The following is a 20,997-nucleotide window of genomic DNA, read 5'->3' on the forward strand; positions in this document are numbered from 1 at the left end:
AAAAGCCACTTCGCAGTGGCTATTTTAAATAGGCTTTAACTAAACACTAAACTGATGCCATGGGCCTGTTATAGCAAGTGTTTTTGACGGTGAGTAAACGTTCACAAACAGTGTGCTACCATCTGGTGAAAAACAGGCACCTGCCAGCTCGGTTTGCGCCACTAATCGGGCAAAATTATAAACTTGCCCATCTGGTGTCACACCACGAAGATGGTTATCAACCACATCGGTGTACTGGTCTTCACAAACAATTAAATGACCATTAGGTGACACGGTTAGGTTATCGCCAAAGTTGTAAAGGGTTTTGCTAGTACTTTCGACAAACAACGAGATTTTACCTGGTTGCTGTGCTTCTTTATCTGTGCCCTCAAATTCTGATGGCTGATATTTCATAACCTGACCAAGTTGTTTTTTACCGCCATTGGTACAGCAGAAATAAAGCTCTTTATCACCCCAGTGAATACCTTCACCGCGAGCAAATAGTGCCGCACCTTGTTTATAGCCCCGCAGGCGTAAGTCGTCTTTCGGGCTTTCAGGGTTATCTAGATTGACCCACTCAACCTCAAGCTCTTGATGTAGCCCCATAGCTTTATTATTCCAGTTACGGCTATCGAATTGTGGCTTACCTTTTACCACCATAGCTTGTAATTGCCCGCCTTTATGCAGCTTGCCATATTCATTTGGAATAAAACGATAAAAGACGCTATCACCTTTGTCTTCTGTTAAATAAACAATGCCCGTACGCGGATCAACAGCAGCCGCTTCGTGGTTAAATCGACCCATGGCTTTTAATGGCTCAGGTTTAATTAAGCCTTTGCTATTTGCGGGTACTTCAAAAATATAGCCGTGGTCTTGATTAAATCCATCGGCTTTAGTATCGGTGGTTTCTTCGCACGTAAGCCAAGTGCCCCATGGCGTAATACCGCCAGAACAGTTACGAATAGTGCCAACCAATGACAGGTATTCTTGCTCTTTTTGATGGGTTTTTAAGTTATAAACGATATGACTTGTGCCACCCGGTAACGCCACACCGTCACTGTTAGTATCAAAAGCCAGAGGTGTTTTATGATTGGCAATACTTGCTTCAGCTTTCGCTAAGTCTTTTGGCTTTAGCTCATGGTTTCGCACTAATGCAACACGGTCATTACCAAGTGCTAGACAGCCCATGCCATCGGCTTTATCGGGTACCGTAAACCCATCAGACATTTTCTCACCTAGGCTTGAAACTATTTGATAACTAAAGCCCTCGGGTAAGTCGAGCAATTTATCTGGATCAGGAATTAACGGACCAAAGCCGACAGCCGTTGTTTTTAAATCACCTAACGACACCTTACCTATGGCACTTTTTGATAATCCTAAAAAGGCTAATGTGCCCGCCCCTACTAAAAACTCTCGACGTGAAACCATGCTAACTCCAAGCTAAAACCAGCTTTATCATACAAATAAAAAAGGCATTATAAAGCAATGAAACGATAAAAAGTTACATTATCACAATATTCACGAAATTGTCATAAAGCACTACTCTTTGATGATTGCTAGTTGCTCATTAGGTAGCAGCACAATTAAGTAACCACGCTGCTCTAAGTTACAAAAATCAAATTCAAAACCTGCAATTTGTAAGTCACTAGCGCAATGAGTTAGCGGTATATAAGCTGTTGCTGTTGCTTCAGTTAATTCACTATTAGCAAGTTTATAGCTGTAGTTCGTATTGCCGATAAAACTAACCAGCCTAACCACAGGGTAATCACCACTATCTACAGCCTCAGTGCGTGTTAAAAAAGCCAGTTTCAGCGTTTCGCCATCCATATAACTGATCACATAATTAGCTATATCACTAACAACCCACTTTTGTAGATGAGCTTTTATTTCAGCATCATAAAAAGCTGCAAAGCCAACCTTTGAGACCACTGAACGCTTAAAGTTAAGCTTTTCAAAACCACCGTAGCCATCGATTGATTGTTGGAAGTTCTGCTCCTTATAAATTGCGCTTGTTGGTGTGTTGTTTCGTAGGTTCATCATATAAAAATCAACTGGGTACTCGCTAAAGTTATAAACATAATAGTCATTTTCATAGACACCTTGGTATAAATCGTCTTCGTCAAACACTTCCTCTCCAGCGCTATTGCAACCAGTAAGTAAGAGTAAAATGCATAATCTCAGTAGATAATTCATTGCTCATCCCTTTTTCTAAAAACGATAATTTATAGTTGCAGCGAATTGCTGCTTGGCAGTTTCACCCACGAGCGGGCTTTTTTTGATAGCTGAGTCAAGTTGCTCATACCGCAAGCTCGTAAAAACAGACCACTGCTCATTAAAAACATAAGTCAGGTTTAGCGAGGTAAATGGGTTAAGGGCTGCACTTGGCTGATATTTATATCTGCCAAACTCAGGGGCGATATTGCCATTAGCTATGCCATACAGGTATTGAGTGTATTTTTTATCTTGCCAATAAAAACCGAGATCAGCACTTAGCTGTAACCCTAATCCTTGGCCATAAATCGGTAGGTTATAGCGGGCAAGAAACGTAAGTCCATCGGAGTGATTCGAAATATCTTGCGCTAAACGAACAAAAAGCTGTTTATATTGCAGCTGAGTTCTGAAGGTTAGCTCACCTTTGCCGTCTTTATAGTCAGTGAAAACCTCATCATCCGACAACTCATCACTAAAGATTAAACTGCTATCGTAGGTTTCATCTCGGAAACTAAGCCCCATTGACGCTTCAAATTCTGCGCCTTGTAAAAAGGCATATTGCACTAAGCCATATTTAGGCCCTATGCGCCAGTTGCCTTTTCGGGCGTTGAAGTATGGCAAGACCATGGTTTGAATATCGTGATCTCGCCATGCTGTATCAATGGCCAATTGTGCAGCACCGACCTCCATTTGCCATTGCTGTGATTGCTCATCGGCCTTGGCATCATCAACAAATAATGCTGCTAAACAATAAGCTGCTATCAACAGATAAGAAAAAAGACTATTTCGCAGAAATTCATGTTTGGTCATGATAATGTCCCTATATTGGTGTTTTAATGCAGTTTAACGCCTCACCATTAGGGCTGACTTGCTGCAAATGTCACATATTTAATCGTGACATTTGTCATATACATAAACGAATAATTGCGGATTAAACTAAGCGTATGAACAAACTCTTGCAAACGTTGATACATCGAAGCGATTTCATACTCTCAGCAATCACCTGGGGGTTTGTGTTTATTTATACTCTGCACGCTTGGTCGCAAAGAGCAGAGTCGGCGCAGCTAAGTTTTAGTACAATAAATACGTTTTTGATCAGTGTGTTATTTATAAGCTTTTTTGCTTTTTTAATTTATTTTGAGTTTTTCAGATCACGATTTAAGCACTATCAAACCCGTATTTTGAACTTCACTATCGCTAATGTTGTGCTATTGATGTGGCTATTTAATATTGGCTTTGTTGCAATTCTATTGATCATCTTCTTAGTTAAATTCAGCGATTACGAGCCAAACAAAGCCAGCCTCTATTTACTCATTTGCCTGCCCTTTTTGATGGCGCTGACGCTTCACTATGGCTTTGATAAGCAATTTGTATTGCTCAACGGGTTGGCTTTCACTTTATACAATAGCTTTGCCTATCGCTTTGCTACTCGGCTTATTTCTGAGCGTAAAGCCAAAGAACAAGCAGCCCATTTATTACGTGAATTAAAAGCAACTCAAGCGCTTTTAAACGACACCGCAACTCGCGATGAACGTATTCGTATTGCCAGAGATTTACATGATACCCTTGGCCACCACCTTACAGGACTCAGTATTCACTTAGAAGTCGCCAATCATTGTGCTAATCATGAAGCACCAAAACACATAACTAAAGCACAGCAAATTACCCGCTTGTTATTAAATGATGTGCGTGACTCTGTCTCGTCAATGCGAGAAAACCAAACCATTGATTTACATGCATCGCTTAACTCACTGTGCAGCCATGTTACAGGCTTAAATGTCACACTCAATTACGATGAAAATATAAAAATAAGTGATACGTTATTGGCACAAACGTTATTTCATACTGTGCAAGAAGCGATTACGAATTGTATTAAACACAGTGATGCGACCGAGCTGTCGGTAAGCTTAGACCTCCAAGCTGATTCAGTGCATCTCACTATTTATGATAACGGCGGCGAAATGCCCAAGCTGAACTTAGGCAATGGCTTAACAGGCATGCAAGAGCGCTTAGCTTTAGTGCGAGGGGCAATCGAGTTTGAACAAAATAATAATGGGTTTGCGATTGCTGCAACGTTACCTCATAAACTTAATCCACATACTTTGGCGTAAAAAATGATTAGGGTATTACTCGTTGATGACCAAACATTATTAAGAGAAGGCTTAAAAAGCTTACTCGCCCTTAAAGCAAATATTCAAGTCGTGGCTGAGGCTGACAATGGCCAAACGGCTCTTGAGATGCTCAAGCAACATTCTATTGATGTTGTACTCCTTGATATTCGCATGCCTATTCTAGACGGTATTGGCGTACTGAAAAGTATGCAAGCACAACAGCTGAGGCAACCAGTACTGGTACTCACGACCTTTGATGATAGTGAACAAGTGCTAGAATGTATTCGCTATGGCGCTAAGGGTTATGCGTTAAAAGATATTAATTTAGAGCGCTTGGTCAGCGCCATCGAAACACTTGCTAAAGGTGGCTCAGCGCTAGCTCCTGCGATCACCGAGCGAATTTTGAATAAGCCCACTAAAACAACCGATACTTCTTTAGCAACTCCTGATAAATTAAGTAAAAGCGAGCTTAGAGTGCTCAATTTAATCGCTGCAGGCTATTCAAATAGTGAAATCGCCGAGGCACTTTATAAGTCTGAAGGGACTATCCGTAATCAAGTGTCTTTTATTCTCAGAAAGCTAGATGTACGTGATAGAACCCGTGCAGCATTAAAAGCAATTGATCTAGGTTTGATATAATTGCAAATCATTTTTAATCTCATTAAGCTTTTATCATACAAGTAAATCGCTTAAACTAAGGCTTAATTTTATTTAAAGAAGCAACCACTATGTTCCTAAAATCAAAAACATTTATTGCATTCTCATTGGCGCTTTTAAGCTTTAGCCAACACGCCTTTAGCTTACAGTTTGGCAATCAAGTCGACAGTGACAAACTCATTAAAATTTCGACGGTTATGGCCTCACCAGACGATTACCTTGCAAGTCCAATTACCGTGGAAGGGACTATCACTGGGGTATGCGAAAAACGTGGTTGCTGGATGACACTTGCATCTGACAAGCGCTTTGAAAACTTACGTATCAAAGTTGAAGATGGCGACATGGTGTTCCCGATGACGGCTAAAGGTAGTAAAGCTATCGTAACTGGTAAACTCGATAAAATTCAGCTTAGCCTTGGCCGCACTAAAGCGCTACTTGCTCACAAAGCGCAGCAAGCCGGCGAAAGCTTTGATGCAAACTCAGTGACTGAAGCAATGGCTATTTATCAGCTCGTACCGAGCGGAGTTGAAATCATTGAGTAACAAATCAAGTATCAACTGGTTTAAGTTAAACAGAAACTTACACCGCGATATTGGTTACTTTTGTGTTGGTTTAGTGATTATCTTTGCGGTTTCTGGCATTGCAGTGAACCACAAAGATGATTGGAACCCAAACTACAAAGTAAGCCACCAGCAAATCAGTGTGAGCGATGAAACTTGGCAATTAGATAATGACGAGTTGCTGATTGAGCAAATTATCTCTCATGCTGATGTAAGCGAGCCGGTAAAGGCCTCTTATTGGGTATCGCCGCAAGAGTTTAAGGTGTTTTTAAAAAACGGTAACAACCTCAGCCTTAAACTCAATCAAGATATCATAAACTATGAAGCCATTGAGCCTCGTCATGTATTTCAAGCATTTAACCGCTTACACTTGAACGAGACAACCGCTTCTTGGGTGATTTTTTCTGATATTTTTGCTGGGCTGCTGCTGTTTTTAGCAATCAGCGGCTTGTTTATGATCAAAGGTAAAAATAGCCCATGGGGCAGCCGCTCAGTATTAGTGATTAGCGGTATGCTACTCCCCGCTGCTTATGTATTTTTATAAACTAAAGTTCCTGTTGCCATTCTAGCAAACAGCGATGGCAACATTATTTTCAATTAATTTAATCCTCACCCACTTTTTGACACAGCTTTTTTAAAATAACTATTCGCAGAATCCTCACTTTGCTTAAGCATTTTATAGCAGCTCAAAGTGTGTTTACTTAGCTCTTAAAACCTCTCACCTACCTATTATAGTTTTCTTAAATGATGGCTTTATTGCTTTTATTTGTGAGCATTTTCACCGAAAAAGCAAAAGAACGCTGCCAAATAGAACCTAAAAAAGGGACTAATTTAGTTGTAATTTATGACTTAATTACAATTATTTATTACTAGATAAAACAAAAAATAAAACACCTTCAACCTACAAAAGGTAATTAAATTGTAAAGTAAATTAATGATTTATTATTATTGATATTGAGAATCACTATCATTACGATCCCGATTCAACTTAGCTAAGAAGGAATTGAGTCGTGAATCAATTAGCCCCCGTGCATAATGCTCATTCATCAATAAACGTTGATGAACAGCCCCATGCGTTTATTTTTAACGAAAATAATTTACTCAAATATGAGATGGCTTCAATGCAAACACTGTCGCTTATCCATCAAGCACTGCGTTCTGCAAAACAAGTTCATTCTGGTGTCTGTCATAAGGAGCTCAGTAAACAAATTGCCAGTGTTGAACTAAGTCAACCTCTCAATAACGTTGAGCAAGCGCTAGGCGAAATAAAATCTCTATATTTAGATCATGCAGTCTACTTTCATCATCCAAAATATGTTGCCCATCTAAACTGCCCCGTTGCTTACCCCGCGGTGATAGCCGAACAGTTATTAACTGCTATAAATTCTTCGTTAGACACCTGGGACCAAAGTGCTGGCGGGACGCTCATTGAGCAAAAGTTAATTGACTGGAGTATCGAACGCATTGGCTTAAGTGCTGCTGCCGATGGCATATTCACAAGTGGCGGCAGTCAATCTAATTTAATGGCATTGTTACTTGCTAGAGATCATGCAGCAGAGCGCTTATCAGGGCACCTTATTCGCGATTTTGGTTTAGGTCCAGATGCTCATCGCTACCGTATTTTTTGCTCTGAAGTCAGCCATTTTAGTATTCAAAAGTCAGCCGCTTTACTGGGTCTTGGCTATAACGCGGTTGTTCCTGTTGCTGTTGATAAAGAGTTTAAAATGGACCTAGCCGCACTTGATGCAGCGATTGATGAATGTAAAGCACAAGGCAAGATTCCGATAGCGCTTGTTGCCACTGCAGGCACAACTGACTTTGGTTCAATAGACCCTATCGATAAGCTAAAAGCACGGTGCAAAGCTGATAATTTATGGCTTCATGTCGATGCCGCTTATGGCTGTGGACTACTTGCCGCTGATGATCACCGTCACTTACTCAATGGCATTGAACAGGCTGACTCGGTGACGTTAGATTACCACAAATCATTCTTACAACCTGTCAGTAGCAGTGCATTTATTGTTGCTAATAAAAAACAATTTAAACATTTAACTCATCATGCTGATTATTTAAATCCGTTTAACGACAACCCACAAGCAGCACCAAACCTTGTTGATAAAAGCATTCAAACGACTCGCCGTTTTGATGCCTTAAAACTTTGGCTAACTTTACGCATTATGGGCCACGAACAGATTGGCAAAGTGTTTTCTTCTGTTATGGCATTAGCCCGTAGTAGTTATGTGGCACTCAAACAAGACCCAGAATTTGAGCTAATTCACCAACCTGAACTCAGCACTTTAGTGTTTCGCTTTAACGATAAAAGCCTCAGTGATGAGCAATTAAACCTGCTTAATTATCAAATTAAAGATGAGCTATTCAAACAAGGTGAGTGTGCCATTGCTCGCACCAAATTTAGAGGTATCAACTACTTAAAGTTCACGTTACTTAATCCAAACACACAAATTGAAGACATTAAAAGCATTGCAGCTGATATTAAAGCCTGCGCCTACAGCATCAAGGCACGCCTAAAAGTTGAGGAAACTAGCCATGAATAAAGTATACGATTTAATTGCCGTGGGTCTTGGTCCGTTTAACCTCAGCTTAGCATGTTTAGCTGAACCAATTGAAACACTTGATTCGCTATTTTTAGAACAACGTGATGAATTTAATTGGCATCCTGGGCTTATGCTCGATGGTGTTACGTTACAAACACCGTTTATGTCTGATTTAGTTACATTGGCAGATCCAACCAATCCATACAGCTTTTTAAACTACGCGAAACAACAAGGTAAGCTGTATCAGTTTTATATTCGAGAAAGCTTCTTTTTACTACGTGAGCAATACAACCAGTATTGCCAATGGGCAGCAAGCCAATTAAGTAACATACAATTTGGTCATAAAGTCATTCATAGCCAGTTTGATCACACTAAGCAGCTCTATGTACTCACTGTCGAATCAGCAAAGCAAACTAAAACGCTTTATTGTCGCCACCTGGTACTAGGCACAGGTCCCTCACCTTATTATCCACCCGCTGTTCAGGCAGAAGATACACAGCTCTGCCATGCCACTGAATATCTGTATAAACGGGATGAGTTAGTAAATAGTAAGAGCATTACTGTGATTGGCTCAGGTCAAAGTGCTGCTGAAGTATTTTATGATTTGTTGTGTGACATTAAACAGCATAACTACCAACTCAATTGGGTAACGCGAGCGCCGCGTTTCTTTCCTCTTGAGTACACGAAACTCACGCTAGAAATGACCTCTCCAGAGTATGTTGATTACTTTTATAACCTAGAACAGACAACCAAACAGGAGTTACTAGCCAAGCAACGTAATTTATACAAAGGCATCAACTCAGAGTTAATTAATCAGATTTATGATCAGCTCTACCAACTTGATATTCAAGGGGTAAACCGAGCAAGGTTACTAACCAACAGCGAGCTCATTAAAAAACAAGGCAGTAAGTTAGTTTTTAGACACAGTGAACAACAGGCTGAATTTAGCTTACATAGTAATCAGGTCATTATGGCAACAGGTTTTAGTTATCAGTTACCCGATTTTCTAAGTGGCTTAATGAGCGAAATAAATTGGCTAGATAACGGGTGCTTTGCTGTTGAGCGAAATTATAGTATCGACAAGCTTCAAAGGCTGTTTGTACAAAATGCTGAGCTACACAGTCATGGTTTTGTAACGCCAGATCTGGGCATGGCCTGCTATCGAAACAGCCATATTCTGCGCTCAATCTTAGGTTATGCCCCCTATCCTGTTGAAACGCAAATTGCCTTTCAAGAGTTTGGTTTACCCGATGTTGTCAACGAAAAACAGAAGCAAATAGCATGAAACAACCCGCATTAAAGTCAAGCTTGGTGTTGCTGACGATTATTTCTGTTGTTTGCGACACCATGATTTTGCCCTTTTACCCGCAGTTTTTTAGTGCCCAATTTGGTTTGCAATCAAGTAATCACATTGGTGCCTATATTGCTGTTTGCTGCATCACCGTGATGTGTGCTTTCCCTGTATGGGCGAAAATAGCACAGCACGTGCATGAACTGTATTTATGGGTGATCACCCAAATAATTGCAGGGCTATTGGGTGTTGCGTGCTTTTATAGCGAAAACGTGTGGAGCTTTTGGCTGTTATCACAGCTCATGCTGGTATTTAAAGCAAGTTACCTGCTTATTTATCCCTTTGTTCTAAGTATCGAAGAAAAACAACAGCACCTCGGTGTCGTTGCTTTATTTAGCGTGCTTTTACACTTTGGTGGTATTGGCGGTGCTTTATTAGGTGGCTTGATCATTCAAAGTATTGAGCCGCGCTTTTTATATTTAGTGATGGCTGCGGGTGACTGCTTACAAGTTATGCTCTGCTTGTATTTAATTTACTTATTAAAAGTAAGCTACAAGCCGCGAGAATTAAGCGCATCATCAGTAAAACGACAGCGTTTCCCTGGCTACATTATTCGCTTAGGAGTTATATCTATGGGCGTGTACTTCAGCATGTTCTTAGCAACGCCATACTTTACGCTACTTTGGCAACAAGTAAGCGAATTTAACAACGCTCTTTTAGCTGGCGCTGTGTTTGCTATCCCTGCTTGGGTTGCACTTATCATTTTGATTACAACCAAAAACAAAGCCGAAACCAATAAGCACAGTAAAACAATCGCTTATGCACTTGTGTTGAGCAGTATCGGCCTATTTATACAACTTAGTTCACACTGGCAATGGCTTGTGTTCGGCCGTGTTGTATTTGCTATTGGGCTATTTTTACTAACCGTGCGTCTACAAGTCATGTTGTTTGCAATGAGCGAACCACGTTTTTACTCAAGCGACTTTGCCAAGCTTCATTTTATGCAAAATATCGGTGTCATCTGCGCCTCATTTTTAGTGGGAGATTTAGTATCTCGCTTTGAACTTAACACCCCATTACTGACAGGTTCTGTCGGCTTTGCCATCACTTTATGTTTGTTTTATCTGCTTTTTTTACGCAACAAACATACCTCAACAGACCCTATTCACAGTTATTAATTTTTAAGAGAACACGATTATGAAAAACATCACTGAAACTCCTATCAAGCACGCTTTGCTTGGTGATGTAAAAATCAGAACATTAAACCCTGAACACGATCTAACAACTATTACCCCTTGGCTTAAACATCCCCAAGCTCAATTTTGGGGAGCAATGGAACATTCACCCGAAGAAATTTTAGAATTTTATACAACACTCAATAAAGATGAGGCTCAACAAGCCTATTTGCTTGAAATAAACCAAACACCCATTGCTTTAATTGAGATTTACAAACCACAAATACTGAAACTTGAGAACCACCTAGCGCTTAAAAACGGCGATTTGGGCATGCATATTTTACTCGCTCCAAAGCAGTTCTCTGTTGCAGGGTTTAGCCTTGCTGTTATGCAGTCGGTATTAGAGTTTATGTTTAATACCCTCTCATGTGAGCGAGTGATTGTGGAGCCAGATGTAGCCAATCATAAAATTCATCGCCTTAACTTAAAGGCAGGTTTCAGCCATCATAAAGTTATTAAATTAGGTGAGAAAACTGCATTACTAGGTAGTTTAGAAAAAGATCATTTTAATTACTTACAGCATCTTTCGTCTCGATTCGACACTTCACAGCAAGGTCCCGCAGTGCAACAAGCAACGCCATCTTGCAGTACCTCACATCTAGACCAACAAGCGTGGCAATACGCAAACCGTTTACTGATTGCCAAAATGCTCAGTGAGTTTTATCACGAACGACTATTTAGCTACGACAGTGAAAAACCAAACCATTACGTGTTGCATACCATGGGTGGGCAAAGCTATCAGTTTAAAGGTGAATCAATGCTGCTTAATCACCTACAAGTAGATCCAAATAGCATTACTAAAATGGCGCTTAACCACAGCCAGCCATTAGACGCTATCTCGTTTGTACTTGAGTGTAATGACAAGTTAAACATAGACAAATCAATGCTTGGCACCTACCTCGAAGAACTCGCGAGCACACTCAGTGGCTTTGCATTTAAATTTAAAAATAATCGCTATAACGCTCAGCAATTAGCAGACGCAGATTTTCAGCTGATCGAAACCCAAATGACCATGGGTCACCCAAGCTTTATTGCCAACAATGGCCGCATTGGTTTTAACTCACAAGATTTTCACCAATATACCCCAGAAGCCGCAAACCCATTTCAAATAATATGGCTTGCGTGCCACAAACAGCATACCACCTTTAAAAGTACCGATGATTATAAATACGAGAGCTTGATTGCCGATGAGCTTGATGTAGCTGAGCGTTTGCGCTTTGAAAAAGCACTAACTGAGCAAGGTTTAAAGCCAAGTGACTATCTGTTATTTCCTATGCACCCATGGCAGTGGTTCAACAAATTAGTCCATGTTTATAGCTATCATATCTCGCAAAAACACATTGTGTGCTTAGGCTACTCGCAAGATAGTTATTTACCGCAGCAATCAATTCGTACCCTGTATAACATCAGCAAACCACACAAATGCTATGTTAAAACCGCCTTATCGATTTTAAATATGGGCTTTATGCGGGGCTTATCGAGCGCCTATATGAAAGTAACTCCGGCAATAAATCAATGGTTGTTCGACTTAGTAAACCAAGATAGCTATTTAAAATCCCTGAAGTTTCAACCTTTAAGAGAAGTCGCAACCCTTGGCTTTGATGAGCAGTATTACACACATCCTGCGCTTGGCGATAACCCTTATAAGAAAATGATGGCGGCTCTTTGGCGTGAAAATCCTGCTCAATATATGGACGAGAATGAAAGCCTTGCCACTATGGCAAGTCTACTTCATATCGATAGCGAAGGCCGTTCATTTGTAAGTGCTAAAATTGCCAAATCGGGGCTAAGTGCTGATAAGTGGCTAGCCCACTACTTACAGGCTTATATGACACCATTGCTACATTGTTTTTACCAGTATGATTTAGTCTTTATGCCACATGGTGAAAACCTCATCATTCGATTTAACAATCATGTTCCGGTAGGCGTATTCATTAAAGACATTGGTGAAGAAATTGCCTTATTAAATAGTAACATCGAGCTGAATGATGAAATAAAGCGGATTAAGGTAACCATTCCAGAAGGCGTTGCCGTGTTGTCTATTTTTACTGACATTTTCGATTGCTTCTTCCGCTACCTTTCGGCAATTTTAGTAACTGATGGCCTACTGACCGAACAACAATTTTGGCAAGCCGTCGCCGATACAATTGTTCAGTATCAGGCGAGCCACCCAGCGCTAAAAGACAAGTTTGCTGAGCATGATTTATTTGCTGAGTCATTCCCATTGTCATGCTTAAACCGCTTACAGCTGCGTAATAATCAACAAATGGTTGATATTACCGACCCAGCTTCAAGCTTGCAGTATGCAGGTGATTTGCAAAACCCATTGGCGCAATATGCACTTGCAAACACAACAGCATAATAAGCTTGAGTTAGCCTTACGTCAGCAGTGTTCACTGCTGACGTTCTTAACTCCAACAAACGATGAACAATGGTTTAGCAGTCAATGTTTAACTAGCAAGCAACTAACCGATTTGGCTAACGCTATAAAATTAAGAGGGACAAATGTTACTGAGGGATATGTCGCAATCAATCTCTACTTACAACTGAGCTGGCAAGTTATTTACTTATTAGTAGCCAGTGTAGAGCACCTTGGTTGCATTCCTGATCTGGTCAATATTAAGCAGCGGGTAACGGGCTCACATATTTATGGTTTGGCTAATTTAAATATCATGGTTCAACAAGACTCTTTTAATAATGCAGATTTGATAGAACTGGCAGCCAATCATTTAATTGATCACCAGCACGCTTGGTATAATAACGTGCCATTGCAATACAGGTTAAATGAAGGGTTATTAAAGCGTTTACAAAGTGATACTTTCCACGCAGCGTTAATCGCTTGCTGGCCAGAGAAATCGATAGAATTTATAGCAAAGCGTTTTCAACCATGGCAAAAGCTATGTGGTAAACATCGCTTTCGTGATCAAAACAATACGCTGACATTTATGCGTAAAACCTGCTGCTTACACTACCAACTTGTAGCCGCTGATTATTGCGCTAACTGCCCGTTAAACAAAAAAGGCACTAGCGCTTGCTAATGCCTTTTTCTCGAAAAGCCGAACCTAGAACCTAAATTCAAAGTTTACATTTGCCGCTGTCTCGCTTTCACTGCGATCAAACCAGTTCATCGATTTATAAACAGCTTCACCTGTAATAGCGAACCAATGCGTAAATGCATATTCAAGTGCAATGCTGACACCTGCATTATGACCATCGTAATCAGCACTAAAATCAAGGCACTGCTCTGGCGTATCACTGCATGCACCCGATAAAAATACATCACCTTCCTCTGTACGGTAATACATTTGGGTATAATCAACATCGATAGTGCCTTTTTGATAAAAGACACTGCCGTATAATAAGGCTTTTGAGCTTAAGCGGTATCCTGAAATGAGTGCAATATCATAAGTATCGTGCGATAAATCCCAATCATAGGTATCGTCATCATAATTACCCGCTAATAGTGGACCATACCCCGCATCTTCACTGCGAATATAGCCAAGGCTGACAGCCATAGAGAAGTTTTTCTCGACGGCCGATTCTAAAGGGCTGCCATAAAACTGATGCTTAATGGCATATTTTTCATAATCATGATCGCCACCAATACCAGCCCCTACGGTAAGCTCCGTCGAATAACCTAAGGTCATACTCATCGAAGTCGTTATCGCAGTACTCGTTGATGTACTCTCGCTGGTATCTTTCGCAATGATCTTGCTTGTATCTGTACCAACGTTTTCACGTAATTTCCTTATATATTATTATTTTAACGCGAAGATTCTAGACTAAGGCCTTATAGCTCGCAATAAATTAATAACAAAAAAGGTACAAACTCTATTGTTAAGCGCGTTCATCCTTCGGTGATTCCATCACCACGTGAGTGGTAATGGTTCGTACCTGTGGAATTGAGCCGAGTACATCTGCATGAAAGGCTTTGTAGGACTTGAGATCCGCCGTCTCAACCCTCAGCAAATATTCGAACGAGCCAGTTACATTGTGGCACTCTTTTACTTCATCAATAAACTCAAGAGCGTGTTCGAATGCTCGCTGAGATACTGTTGAGTGCTCATTTAAACCAACCCCAACATAAGCGATAAATCCTAAGCCAAAAGCCTGATTATTAATAACCGCCCGATACCCTGCAATAACCCCAAGCTTTTCTAATTCTTGCACTCTACGAAGGCATGCCGATGGTGATAAACCCACTTTATCTGCCAGCTCGGCATTGGCAATTCGGCCATTGCGTTTAAGCTCATGCAATATTCTGTCGTTAATTTTATCTTTTTTCATTTTTGATTGTGAACCTTAAACATACAAAACAACATTAAGCGCAAAAATTGCGCGTATTACAACTTATAATTGCATCTTAATTCAAATGGAGAGATAGCGATGAGTTTTGAAATTTTAACAGCCTTGGCATTATTTGCTTTGGTGTCATCAATTACCCCTGGACCAAATAACTTAATGTTGATGAGCTCAGGTGCTAACTTTGGCTTTAAAAGAACCACACCACACTTACTTGGCGTGACGCTTGGCTTTATGTTGATGCTGGTTTTGGTGGGCCTTGGCATCATGCAGCTATTTGACTTATTCCCTCCAAGCTATTTGATGTTAAAAGTATTTTGCATTGCTTACTTGCTATATCTGGCGTTTAAAATTGCCACAAGTAACGCACAACAAAAAGCCAGTAGTGAAAGTAAGCCGTTTACTTTTATTCAGGCTGCACTATTTCAATGGGTGAACCCAAAAGCCTGGGCAATGGCATTAAGCGCGGTTAGTTTGTATGCCCCAGACAAAAACCTCACCTCAGTGTTAATCGTAAGCCTCGTATTTGGCTTAATTAACCTGCCGTGTGTCAGCTCGTGGACTTTACTTGGCGAAAAGCTGCAACACTGGCTTGCCAGCCCAAAGCGCTTAAAAGCATTTAACTACCTAATGGCAATACTATTAATTGCTTCAGTGATGTTTAGTTTGTTTTAAATGAGCAAGCTTTCTTAGCTTATTTTTCACACGGCACTAAAAAATCAACATGGTAATGCTCATCATGTCGCACCCAAGATGGCTTAGTAGAAAACTGAATATGATCTTGTAAATAGTTAGCATACTTGGTTTTATAAAGCCCAGCTTGCAAGGTTGGGTCAAAGATCACCCGCCAAAGATCGTAACCTTTTGCTGTAGCCGATTTATGCAGCTCAACAATATGAGCTGCTAAAGCGGTATAATCAATCTTAAACTGTTCAAACTGACCTTGTTTATCAAATTCAATATCGTAGCCAAAACGATTAAACACATGTGTAGGCAAATGAACTGATAGCCCCTTTTCGTTAATAACAGGTGTCATAAAATCAACCGACAAACCATTTTGATGAGTTTTATGCGGGCTAAATTTCCCGCCATTTTCTAAGCCCGTTTCAGCGTATTTGTATCGTTTATCTGGATGGGATTTCTGGAGCGCTTGGTAGGCATCAACAATAATGTTTTTTACCTGCGAATGAACATACGTACGCCCTGCCAGCTCAGCCACTTTGCTGTAGCTGGTAAAGTTATCACCCTTGCTGGGTAGTTTTACTGCATTGCGTACATAGCCATTGGCAGTCGTTCCACCACAGACGCTATTAGCCAAAACCGACCCAGAGCAAAATAATAAGGCTAAAAATAAACATGTTTTCATTGCAGTAGCTTCTTTAAAAATTTAAAGCTTAGCTATCAATAAATGAACTAACGATTAAAGCATTTTTGAATCATAGGTAGGATTTAAAGGTGAGTAATTTTTCCTGTGCTAAGCTTTATTTACCTAGAGCTTTTCAGTGCGACTCATGGCTAGTAACGTAGAGAATTACTTTTACCACGGCTTTTTTGTCTTCTTACTCATTACGGTAGTAACCTGCTCCATTATAGCCACGCGCCTGATGCGCAGTAGTTTTAATAACCGCTCGATTTACTTATTTAACCTGTTTTTTTACCTTGGTGTAATTGGCTTTGCATGGCTTTGGATCCAAGACTTATTAGACCTTACGCCAAGTTTTCGCTCTGGCGTGGTGATTTATATGATTTCCATGACGTTGCTACAATTATCCATTTATAACCACGACGAACCCAGCCGATTTAATAAGATAATTATTGCGCATGGTGCTATTTTTTCTGTATTTGCCCTCCTCACTCAAAATATAAATCAACTTGCCCTTGTCGAAGCCTGCTTTACATTAAGCGTATTACCCGCACTTATTTACTTCACCACTAAACGCGCTGTATGTGAAAAGAATATTGGCAACACTGTGTTGTCAATGGCGCAATGCATTTTACTATTAGTGCCCATTTCACAGCTAAGTATTATTACCCATGAACATAACTTAGCGACCTTGTATTCATTGACCGTCATTGCCCATGCAACCGTGTTTGTTATGACTGGCCTCGGTCTCATCACCACCCTGTTGGTGGATGAAAAAAAGCGTTATTTGGAATTGTCTCTAAAAGACCCGCTTACCGGGCTCTACAATCGCCGCGGGCTGCAATTCATTATTGAACAACAGCAACTATTCAGCCCAAGTCAAACATCTAGCTTATTCGCCTGCGTAGTTGATATTGATTACTTCAAACGTATTAATGATAGTTACGGGCATGATGGCGGTGACCTTGTACTTGAAGTGTTCTCTGATCTAATGAAACAGCATTTAAATAAAGGTGACTTATGTTGCAGGCTCGGCGGTGAAGAATTTTTACTGTTGTTCTTTGCTACCGACATCAGCTCGGCTAAGCAATTTTTAGAGGGCCTACGTAAAACATTTGAAACCAGTCAAATAGCTTATCGAGAACATCTTATATCGGTTACTGCTAGCTTTGGTTTAACCAATTGGCAACCAAATGACAGCTTTGAAAGCTTAGTAAACCGCGCAGACAAAGCCGTTTATGCAGCGAAAAATAATGGTCGTAATCGCATAGAAACAAACAGCCTAAACAAGGAGTAAATAACTAGAGACGCCACGAAAGCAAATGCCTTTCTATCAATCTTGTAAATTCCAACTCTGTCACTATAATTAGCTCGTGCTTAACTTGCAATATGTAGTGCTATGTCCTTAAAAGTATTATTAAATTTTAAATTAAACTGGGTACTTTTGTGTACCAGTTTTTGGCTTTTTGCCCTGCCAATTCAGGCTAAATATGTGGTGGCAGTTGTGGGTAAAACCAAAAACGATAGTTTTTATCAGCAAGCCTTTAAAGGGTGTGAGCAATTTGCAAAACAGCATCTCGATTTTGAATGTATTTACGATGGCCCCAAAGACTTTCAAGATATTCGCACACAAGTCTTAGTGATCACCGACCTTGTTCGCAGAAACAACATTAGTGGTTTATTAATCGCAACCACAGATTCCAATTACCTTGTTGAAAGAGCCCTTAAACAGCTTAAAGATAACAATATTCCTGTGATCACTTTTGACTCTGATCTGCTCGAAGAAGATCAGCAGTACCGTTTAGCTTATGTAGGTACCAACAATTTTGACTATGGTGTGGCCTTGGGGAACGAATTAAAAAAATTCACCAGCAAAGAAAATAACCAGGTGTGTATTCAATCAGGGCACTCAACAACACCTAATTTAAACAAGCGCATTGAAGGTGTTCGCTATGCGTTATCTGGGCAAAAAGATAAACGTTTAAGTGGTGAAAATGGCTGGAGTGAGTTTGATAGATGCCCTTTATATAGCTTAGGCAAGCGAGAGGTCTCCCTCGGTCAACTCGACAAACTTCTTAACCTTGAAAATCCACCACTATTTTTAGCGGTAGCGGGCTTTGCCCAATTTAACCCTAATTATGCAAACGTGATTGCTAAACATAAGCAACGTATTGCTAATCAAGAGGTGGTGATCGTTTCTGCCGATACTGAGCAAATGCAATTAGAAGTATTACAACAAGGATTATCATCGGCCAATATTGGTCAAAACCCATTTGAAATGGGCCGACTTTCTGCAGAATTGATGTATCAATACCTCACTAAAGGTGAACGACCAGCTAAGTCTCACTATTATTTAGACTTTCATTATTGTCAGCAAAATAATGCAGGTACTTGCACCGTTAATCACTAAAACTTTGATCTCACTAAAGTGCAATTAACTCGATAAGCGCTAGACTTACCACAACTTGATTAATTGTAAGGATTTAGCCATGACACACCTAGTTAGTGATTTGATGACGCCAGACCCATTCGCCATTAGCGCGCAAAATACCCTGCATGACGCGCATAATCTAATGAAAGAGAAAAATGTCCGCCATATTCCAGTGATCAATGAGCATGGTGGTTTGGTTGGCATGTTAACGCAAAAAATCATGATTGCTCAGGTAATGAATATCATGGCTAATTACAGTGCCAGCGCCCTCGAACGCAAGGAAAAGCAAACTAAAGTGGTTGATATTATGGCTACCGATTTTACCAGTATCTCGCCAGAGCAACCGCTACACGAAGTTGCTAAGTTTTTTGTTGAAAACCGTCATGGCTGCATGCCTGTGGTTGATAAAGATAACAACCTAGTGGGCATTCTAACCTCATCTGATTTTGTTCGTTTAGCGGCGGCTTTACTTTCTTAAGTCGTAAATTAGTATCTGCACACTGAATTTTTTACAGAAGGTGTGCAGAGTTTTCATACTTCTTCTTAGCTAGTATCACCCTCACTCAAGACCCAAATTAAATTAACCCTTTAAATTCATAACCTTATAATTTAAAGATTATTAGGCACAACGCTTGCTTCTATGTAATTACACATGCTTTTTAGATTAAAAGCGAAAGGAAATTTACAGATAATCTCGGAGGAGTAATGAGTAATTCATCATCAAAAATCGCAGAATTTACAGCACCCGGTGTTAAAGACCAAGCTGCAGCTGACACGATTGCTATTCTAGACCAGCGCATGGTCGCTTTAATCGATTTACACCTCACTTTAAAACACATTCATTGGAATGTTGTTGGCCCTAATTTTATCGGTGTACACGAAATGTTAGACCCGCAAGTAAGCGCAGTGCAAGAGATGACTGACACGATTGCAGAGCGTATTGCAACTATGGGCGGCGTACCTGTTGGCACACCACAATCAATTGTAGAACGCCGTACTTGGCAAGATTATTCAATTGGTAAAGGCTTAGTTACTGACCATCTAACAGCGCTTGATAAAGTGTATAACGGAGTCAATAAAGACCACCGTGCAGCTATCGATAAGCTTGGTGAGCTAGACCCAGTTTCTGAAGATATGATCACCGGCCAACTGGCTGACTTAGAACAATTCCAATGGTTTGTTCGTGCACATATCGAATCGTCTACCGGCGAATTGAAAGGTTAAACCCCATTTAAAGGTTAAACCCCCTAGGTCTATCCGAAGACCCCTTGCCCAGCATTTGCTGGGCTTTTTTATGCTTTGTTACAACCAACCTTTATGTTTAAAGAACAAGTAAGGTGCAAAGCCAGACAGCAACATAATGCCAATTGCAAACGGGTAACCCCATGCCCATTGCAGTTCAGGCATGCTGTTAAAATTCATCCCATAGATACTGGCGACAACGGTCGGCGGTAAAAACACCACAGAGGCAATAGAAAAGGTTTTTATAATTTGGTTTTGTTCGATGTTAATAAAACCCTGAGTCGAGTCCATTAAGAAATTCACCTTATCAAACAAAAATGTACAGTGAGACATAAGGGTATCAATATCGAGTACAATTTCACGAAGTGACTCGCGGTCTTCTGTCGGCGCTCCTAGGTGGCGCAGTAAAAACGAGATATTCCGGCGCGTATCCATCAAACATAAACGCACTTTACCGTTATTATCTTCAAGGCGCGAAATTCGACTAACAGCTTCTTCTAAGTCTGAGTCATCCTCTTCAAGTACATAGGCACTGAGTTTTTCTAACTGGTGATGCATGTCTTCAAGCATATCAGCGTGGTTTTCGACTTTTTGATCAAATAAAGTCACCAAAAGTTGCTTTGGATTATCACACGCTACCTGCCCTTTCCGAGCACGCAGTCGTAAAAGACGAAAATCGGCTAGTTCATCATCGCGGATTGTCAGCAAGCAGTTGTCTTGTAGCAAACAAGCCACGGTTACCGTATTAAAGCGCCCTTCATTTGGTGACATGAAAAGCGCATGCACATGCAAACCTTCATGGTCAATAAAACAACGGGAAGAGGCCTCGATTTCTTCAACATCATCAGCACCAGGTAAGGTGATATTAAGCGTGCTTGCCAGCGCTTGTCGTTCTTCTTCAGTCGGATTTATGGTATCAATCCAGTGGGCATTTTTAATAGAAGTAACAAGCGGTGTATCAGCAGCTGGCTCAGTTTCTGTGATCACACCTTGGTCTATAGAAAAAAATCGTAACATGCGCCCTACCCTGAATAATCAATGTATAGCAAATACTATAGCT

Annotated in this window: 21 protein-coding genes; 14 read left to right on the top strand and 7 right to left on the bottom strand. The window is 40.5% G+C overall.

The features are described from left to right. Window positions 1–39: 39 nt before the first annotated feature. The 3 genes from AN394_RS08730 to AN394_RS08740 form a co-directional block, all read right to left on the bottom strand. On the bottom strand, window positions 40–1,407 hold the full coding sequence (locus AN394_RS08730) for an alkaline phosphatase PhoX (RefSeq protein ID WP_055021280.1): 1,368 nt from the start codon (window positions 1,405–1,407) through the stop codon (window positions 40–42). Between the two features lie 111 nt (window positions 1,408–1,518). After that, window positions 1,519–2,106, bottom strand: coding sequence for a hypothetical protein (locus tag AN394_RS08735; RefSeq protein WP_152968922.1), 588 nt, complete (start codon window positions 2,104–2,106; stop codon window positions 1,519–1,521). Between the two features lie 81 nt (window positions 2,107–2,187). Further along, a complete protein-coding gene (locus AN394_RS08740; RefSeq protein ID WP_055021282.1) occupies window positions 2,188–3,000 on the bottom strand; it encodes a MipA/OmpV family protein in 813 nt (270 codons plus the stop codon). A gap of 404 nt (window positions 3,001–3,404) precedes the next feature. On the opposite strand from AN394_RS08740, the gene AN394_RS08745 reads away from it, so the two are divergent. The 9 genes from AN394_RS08745 (at window position 3,405) to AN394_RS08785 (ending at window position 13,637) form a co-directional block, all read left to right on the top strand. Continuing rightward, complete coding sequence (locus AN394_RS08745; protein WP_160316759.1) at window positions 3,405–4,301, top strand: sensor histidine kinase; 897 nt, start codon at window positions 3,405–3,407, stop codon at window positions 4,299–4,301. 3 nt (window positions 4,302–4,304) lie between these two features. Beyond that, the gene (locus tag AN394_RS08750; RefSeq protein WP_054560701.1) at window positions 4,305–4,940 is read left to right on the top strand and encodes a response regulator transcription factor; all 636 of its coding nucleotides are present in this window, start codon (window positions 4,305–4,307) and stop codon (window positions 4,938–4,940) included. 89 nt (window positions 4,941–5,029) lie between these two features. Then, window positions 5,030–5,500 (top strand): DUF4920 domain-containing protein, encoded by a 471-nt coding sequence (locus AN394_RS08755; protein ID WP_054551863.1) that lies wholly within the window; start codon window positions 5,030–5,032, stop codon window positions 5,498–5,500. Continuing rightward, window positions 5,493–6,062, top strand: a complete 570-nt coding sequence (locus tag AN394_RS08760; protein ID WP_054561184.1) for a PepSY-associated TM helix domain-containing protein — start codon at window positions 5,493–5,495, stop codon at window positions 6,060–6,062. The genes AN394_RS08755 and AN394_RS08760 overlap by 8 nt, the downstream gene beginning before the upstream one ends. A 466-nt stretch (window positions 6,063–6,528) precedes the next feature. Next, the gene (locus AN394_RS08765; RefSeq protein ID WP_055021283.1) at window positions 6,529–8,073 is read left to right on the top strand and encodes an aspartate aminotransferase family protein; all 1,545 of its coding nucleotides are present in this window, start codon (window positions 6,529–6,531) and stop codon (window positions 8,071–8,073) included. Then, window positions 8,066–9,358, top strand: coding sequence for a lysine N(6)-hydroxylase/L-ornithine N(5)-oxygenase family protein (locus tag AN394_RS08770; RefSeq protein WP_055021284.1), 1,293 nt, complete (start codon window positions 8,066–8,068; stop codon window positions 9,356–9,358). Before AN394_RS08765 ends, AN394_RS08770 begins: the two co-directional genes overlap by 8 nt. After that, complete coding sequence (locus tag AN394_RS08775; protein WP_055021285.1) at window positions 9,355–10,542, top strand: MFS transporter; 1,188 nt, start codon at window positions 9,355–9,357, stop codon at window positions 10,540–10,542. The genes AN394_RS08770 and AN394_RS08775 overlap by 4 nt, the downstream gene beginning before the upstream one ends. Before the next feature lie 19 nt (window positions 10,543–10,561). Beyond that, on the top strand, window positions 10,562–12,961 hold the full coding sequence (locus AN394_RS08780; RefSeq protein WP_055021286.1) for a GNAT family N-acetyltransferase: 2,400 nt from the start codon (window positions 10,562–10,564) through the stop codon (window positions 12,959–12,961). Beyond that, the gene (locus AN394_RS08785) at window positions 12,936–13,637 is read left to right on the top strand and encodes a (2Fe-2S)-binding protein (RefSeq protein WP_055021287.1); all 702 of its coding nucleotides are present in this window, start codon (window positions 12,936–12,938) and stop codon (window positions 13,635–13,637) included. The genes AN394_RS08780 and AN394_RS08785 overlap by 26 nt, the downstream gene beginning before the upstream one ends. A 24-nt stretch (window positions 13,638–13,661) precedes the next feature. Here AN394_RS08785 and AN394_RS08790 read toward each other — a convergent pair whose 3' ends face one another. Together AN394_RS08790 and AN394_RS08795 are read right to left on the bottom strand one after the other, a co-directional pair. Next, on the bottom strand, window positions 13,662–14,252 hold the full coding sequence (locus AN394_RS08790; RefSeq protein ID WP_055021288.1) for a hypothetical protein: 591 nt from the start codon (window positions 14,250–14,252) through the stop codon (window positions 13,662–13,664). A 184-nt stretch (window positions 14,253–14,436) separates the two neighbouring features. After that, on the bottom strand, window positions 14,437–14,886 hold the full coding sequence (locus AN394_RS08795) for an Lrp/AsnC family transcriptional regulator (RefSeq protein WP_055021289.1): 450 nt from the start codon (window positions 14,884–14,886) through the stop codon (window positions 14,437–14,439). 99 nt (window positions 14,887–14,985) lie between these two features. Between AN394_RS08795 and AN394_RS08800 the strand changes: the two genes are divergently transcribed. Then, window positions 14,986–15,576: a LysE family translocator gene (locus tag AN394_RS08800; protein ID WP_055021290.1), complete on the top strand. Its 591-nt coding sequence runs from the start codon at window positions 14,986–14,988 to the stop codon at window positions 15,574–15,576. 19 nt (window positions 15,577–15,595) lie between these two features. On the opposite strand, the gene AN394_RS08805 is transcribed toward AN394_RS08800, so the two are convergent. Next, window positions 15,596–16,267: a penicillin-insensitive murein endopeptidase gene (locus AN394_RS08805; protein ID WP_055021291.1), complete on the bottom strand. Its 672-nt coding sequence runs from the start codon at window positions 16,265–16,267 to the stop codon at window positions 15,596–15,598. A gap of 145 nt (window positions 16,268–16,412) precedes the next feature. Between AN394_RS08805 and AN394_RS08810 the strand changes: the two genes are divergently transcribed. From AN394_RS08810 to dps, 4 genes are all read left to right on the top strand, one after another. Next, window positions 16,413–17,561, top strand: coding sequence for a GGDEF domain-containing protein (locus tag AN394_RS08810; protein ID WP_082422967.1), 1,149 nt, complete (start codon window positions 16,413–16,415; stop codon window positions 17,559–17,561). A 207-nt stretch (window positions 17,562–17,768) separates the two neighbouring features. Beyond that, entirely contained in the window at window positions 17,769–18,674 is a 906-nt protein-coding gene (locus tag AN394_RS08815) for a substrate-binding domain-containing protein (protein ID WP_235576248.1), read from the top strand. A gap of 79 nt (window positions 18,675–18,753) precedes the next feature. Then, on the top strand, window positions 18,754–19,173 hold the full coding sequence (locus tag AN394_RS08820) for an HPP family protein (RefSeq protein WP_054551886.1): 420 nt from the start codon (window positions 18,754–18,756) through the stop codon (window positions 19,171–19,173). A gap of 227 nt (window positions 19,174–19,400) precedes the next feature. Continuing rightward, window positions 19,401–19,919, top strand: a complete 519-nt coding sequence (dps, locus tag AN394_RS08825) for a DNA starvation/stationary phase protection protein Dps (RefSeq protein WP_054551887.1) — start codon at window positions 19,401–19,403, stop codon at window positions 19,917–19,919. Between the two features lie 78 nt (window positions 19,920–19,997). Here the strand turns inward: dps and corA are convergent, their stop codons facing one another. Further along, a complete protein-coding gene (gene corA, locus AN394_RS08830; protein WP_055021294.1) occupies window positions 19,998–20,954 on the bottom strand; it encodes a magnesium/cobalt transporter CorA in 957 nt (318 codons plus the stop codon). Between the last annotated feature and the right edge of the window lie 43 nt (window positions 20,955–20,997).

The sequence above is a fragment of the Pseudoalteromonas sp. P1-26 genome (assembly GCF_001401795.1).
In the GTDB taxonomy this organism is placed as follows: Bacteria; Pseudomonadota; Gammaproteobacteria; order Enterobacterales; family Alteromonadaceae; genus Pseudoalteromonas.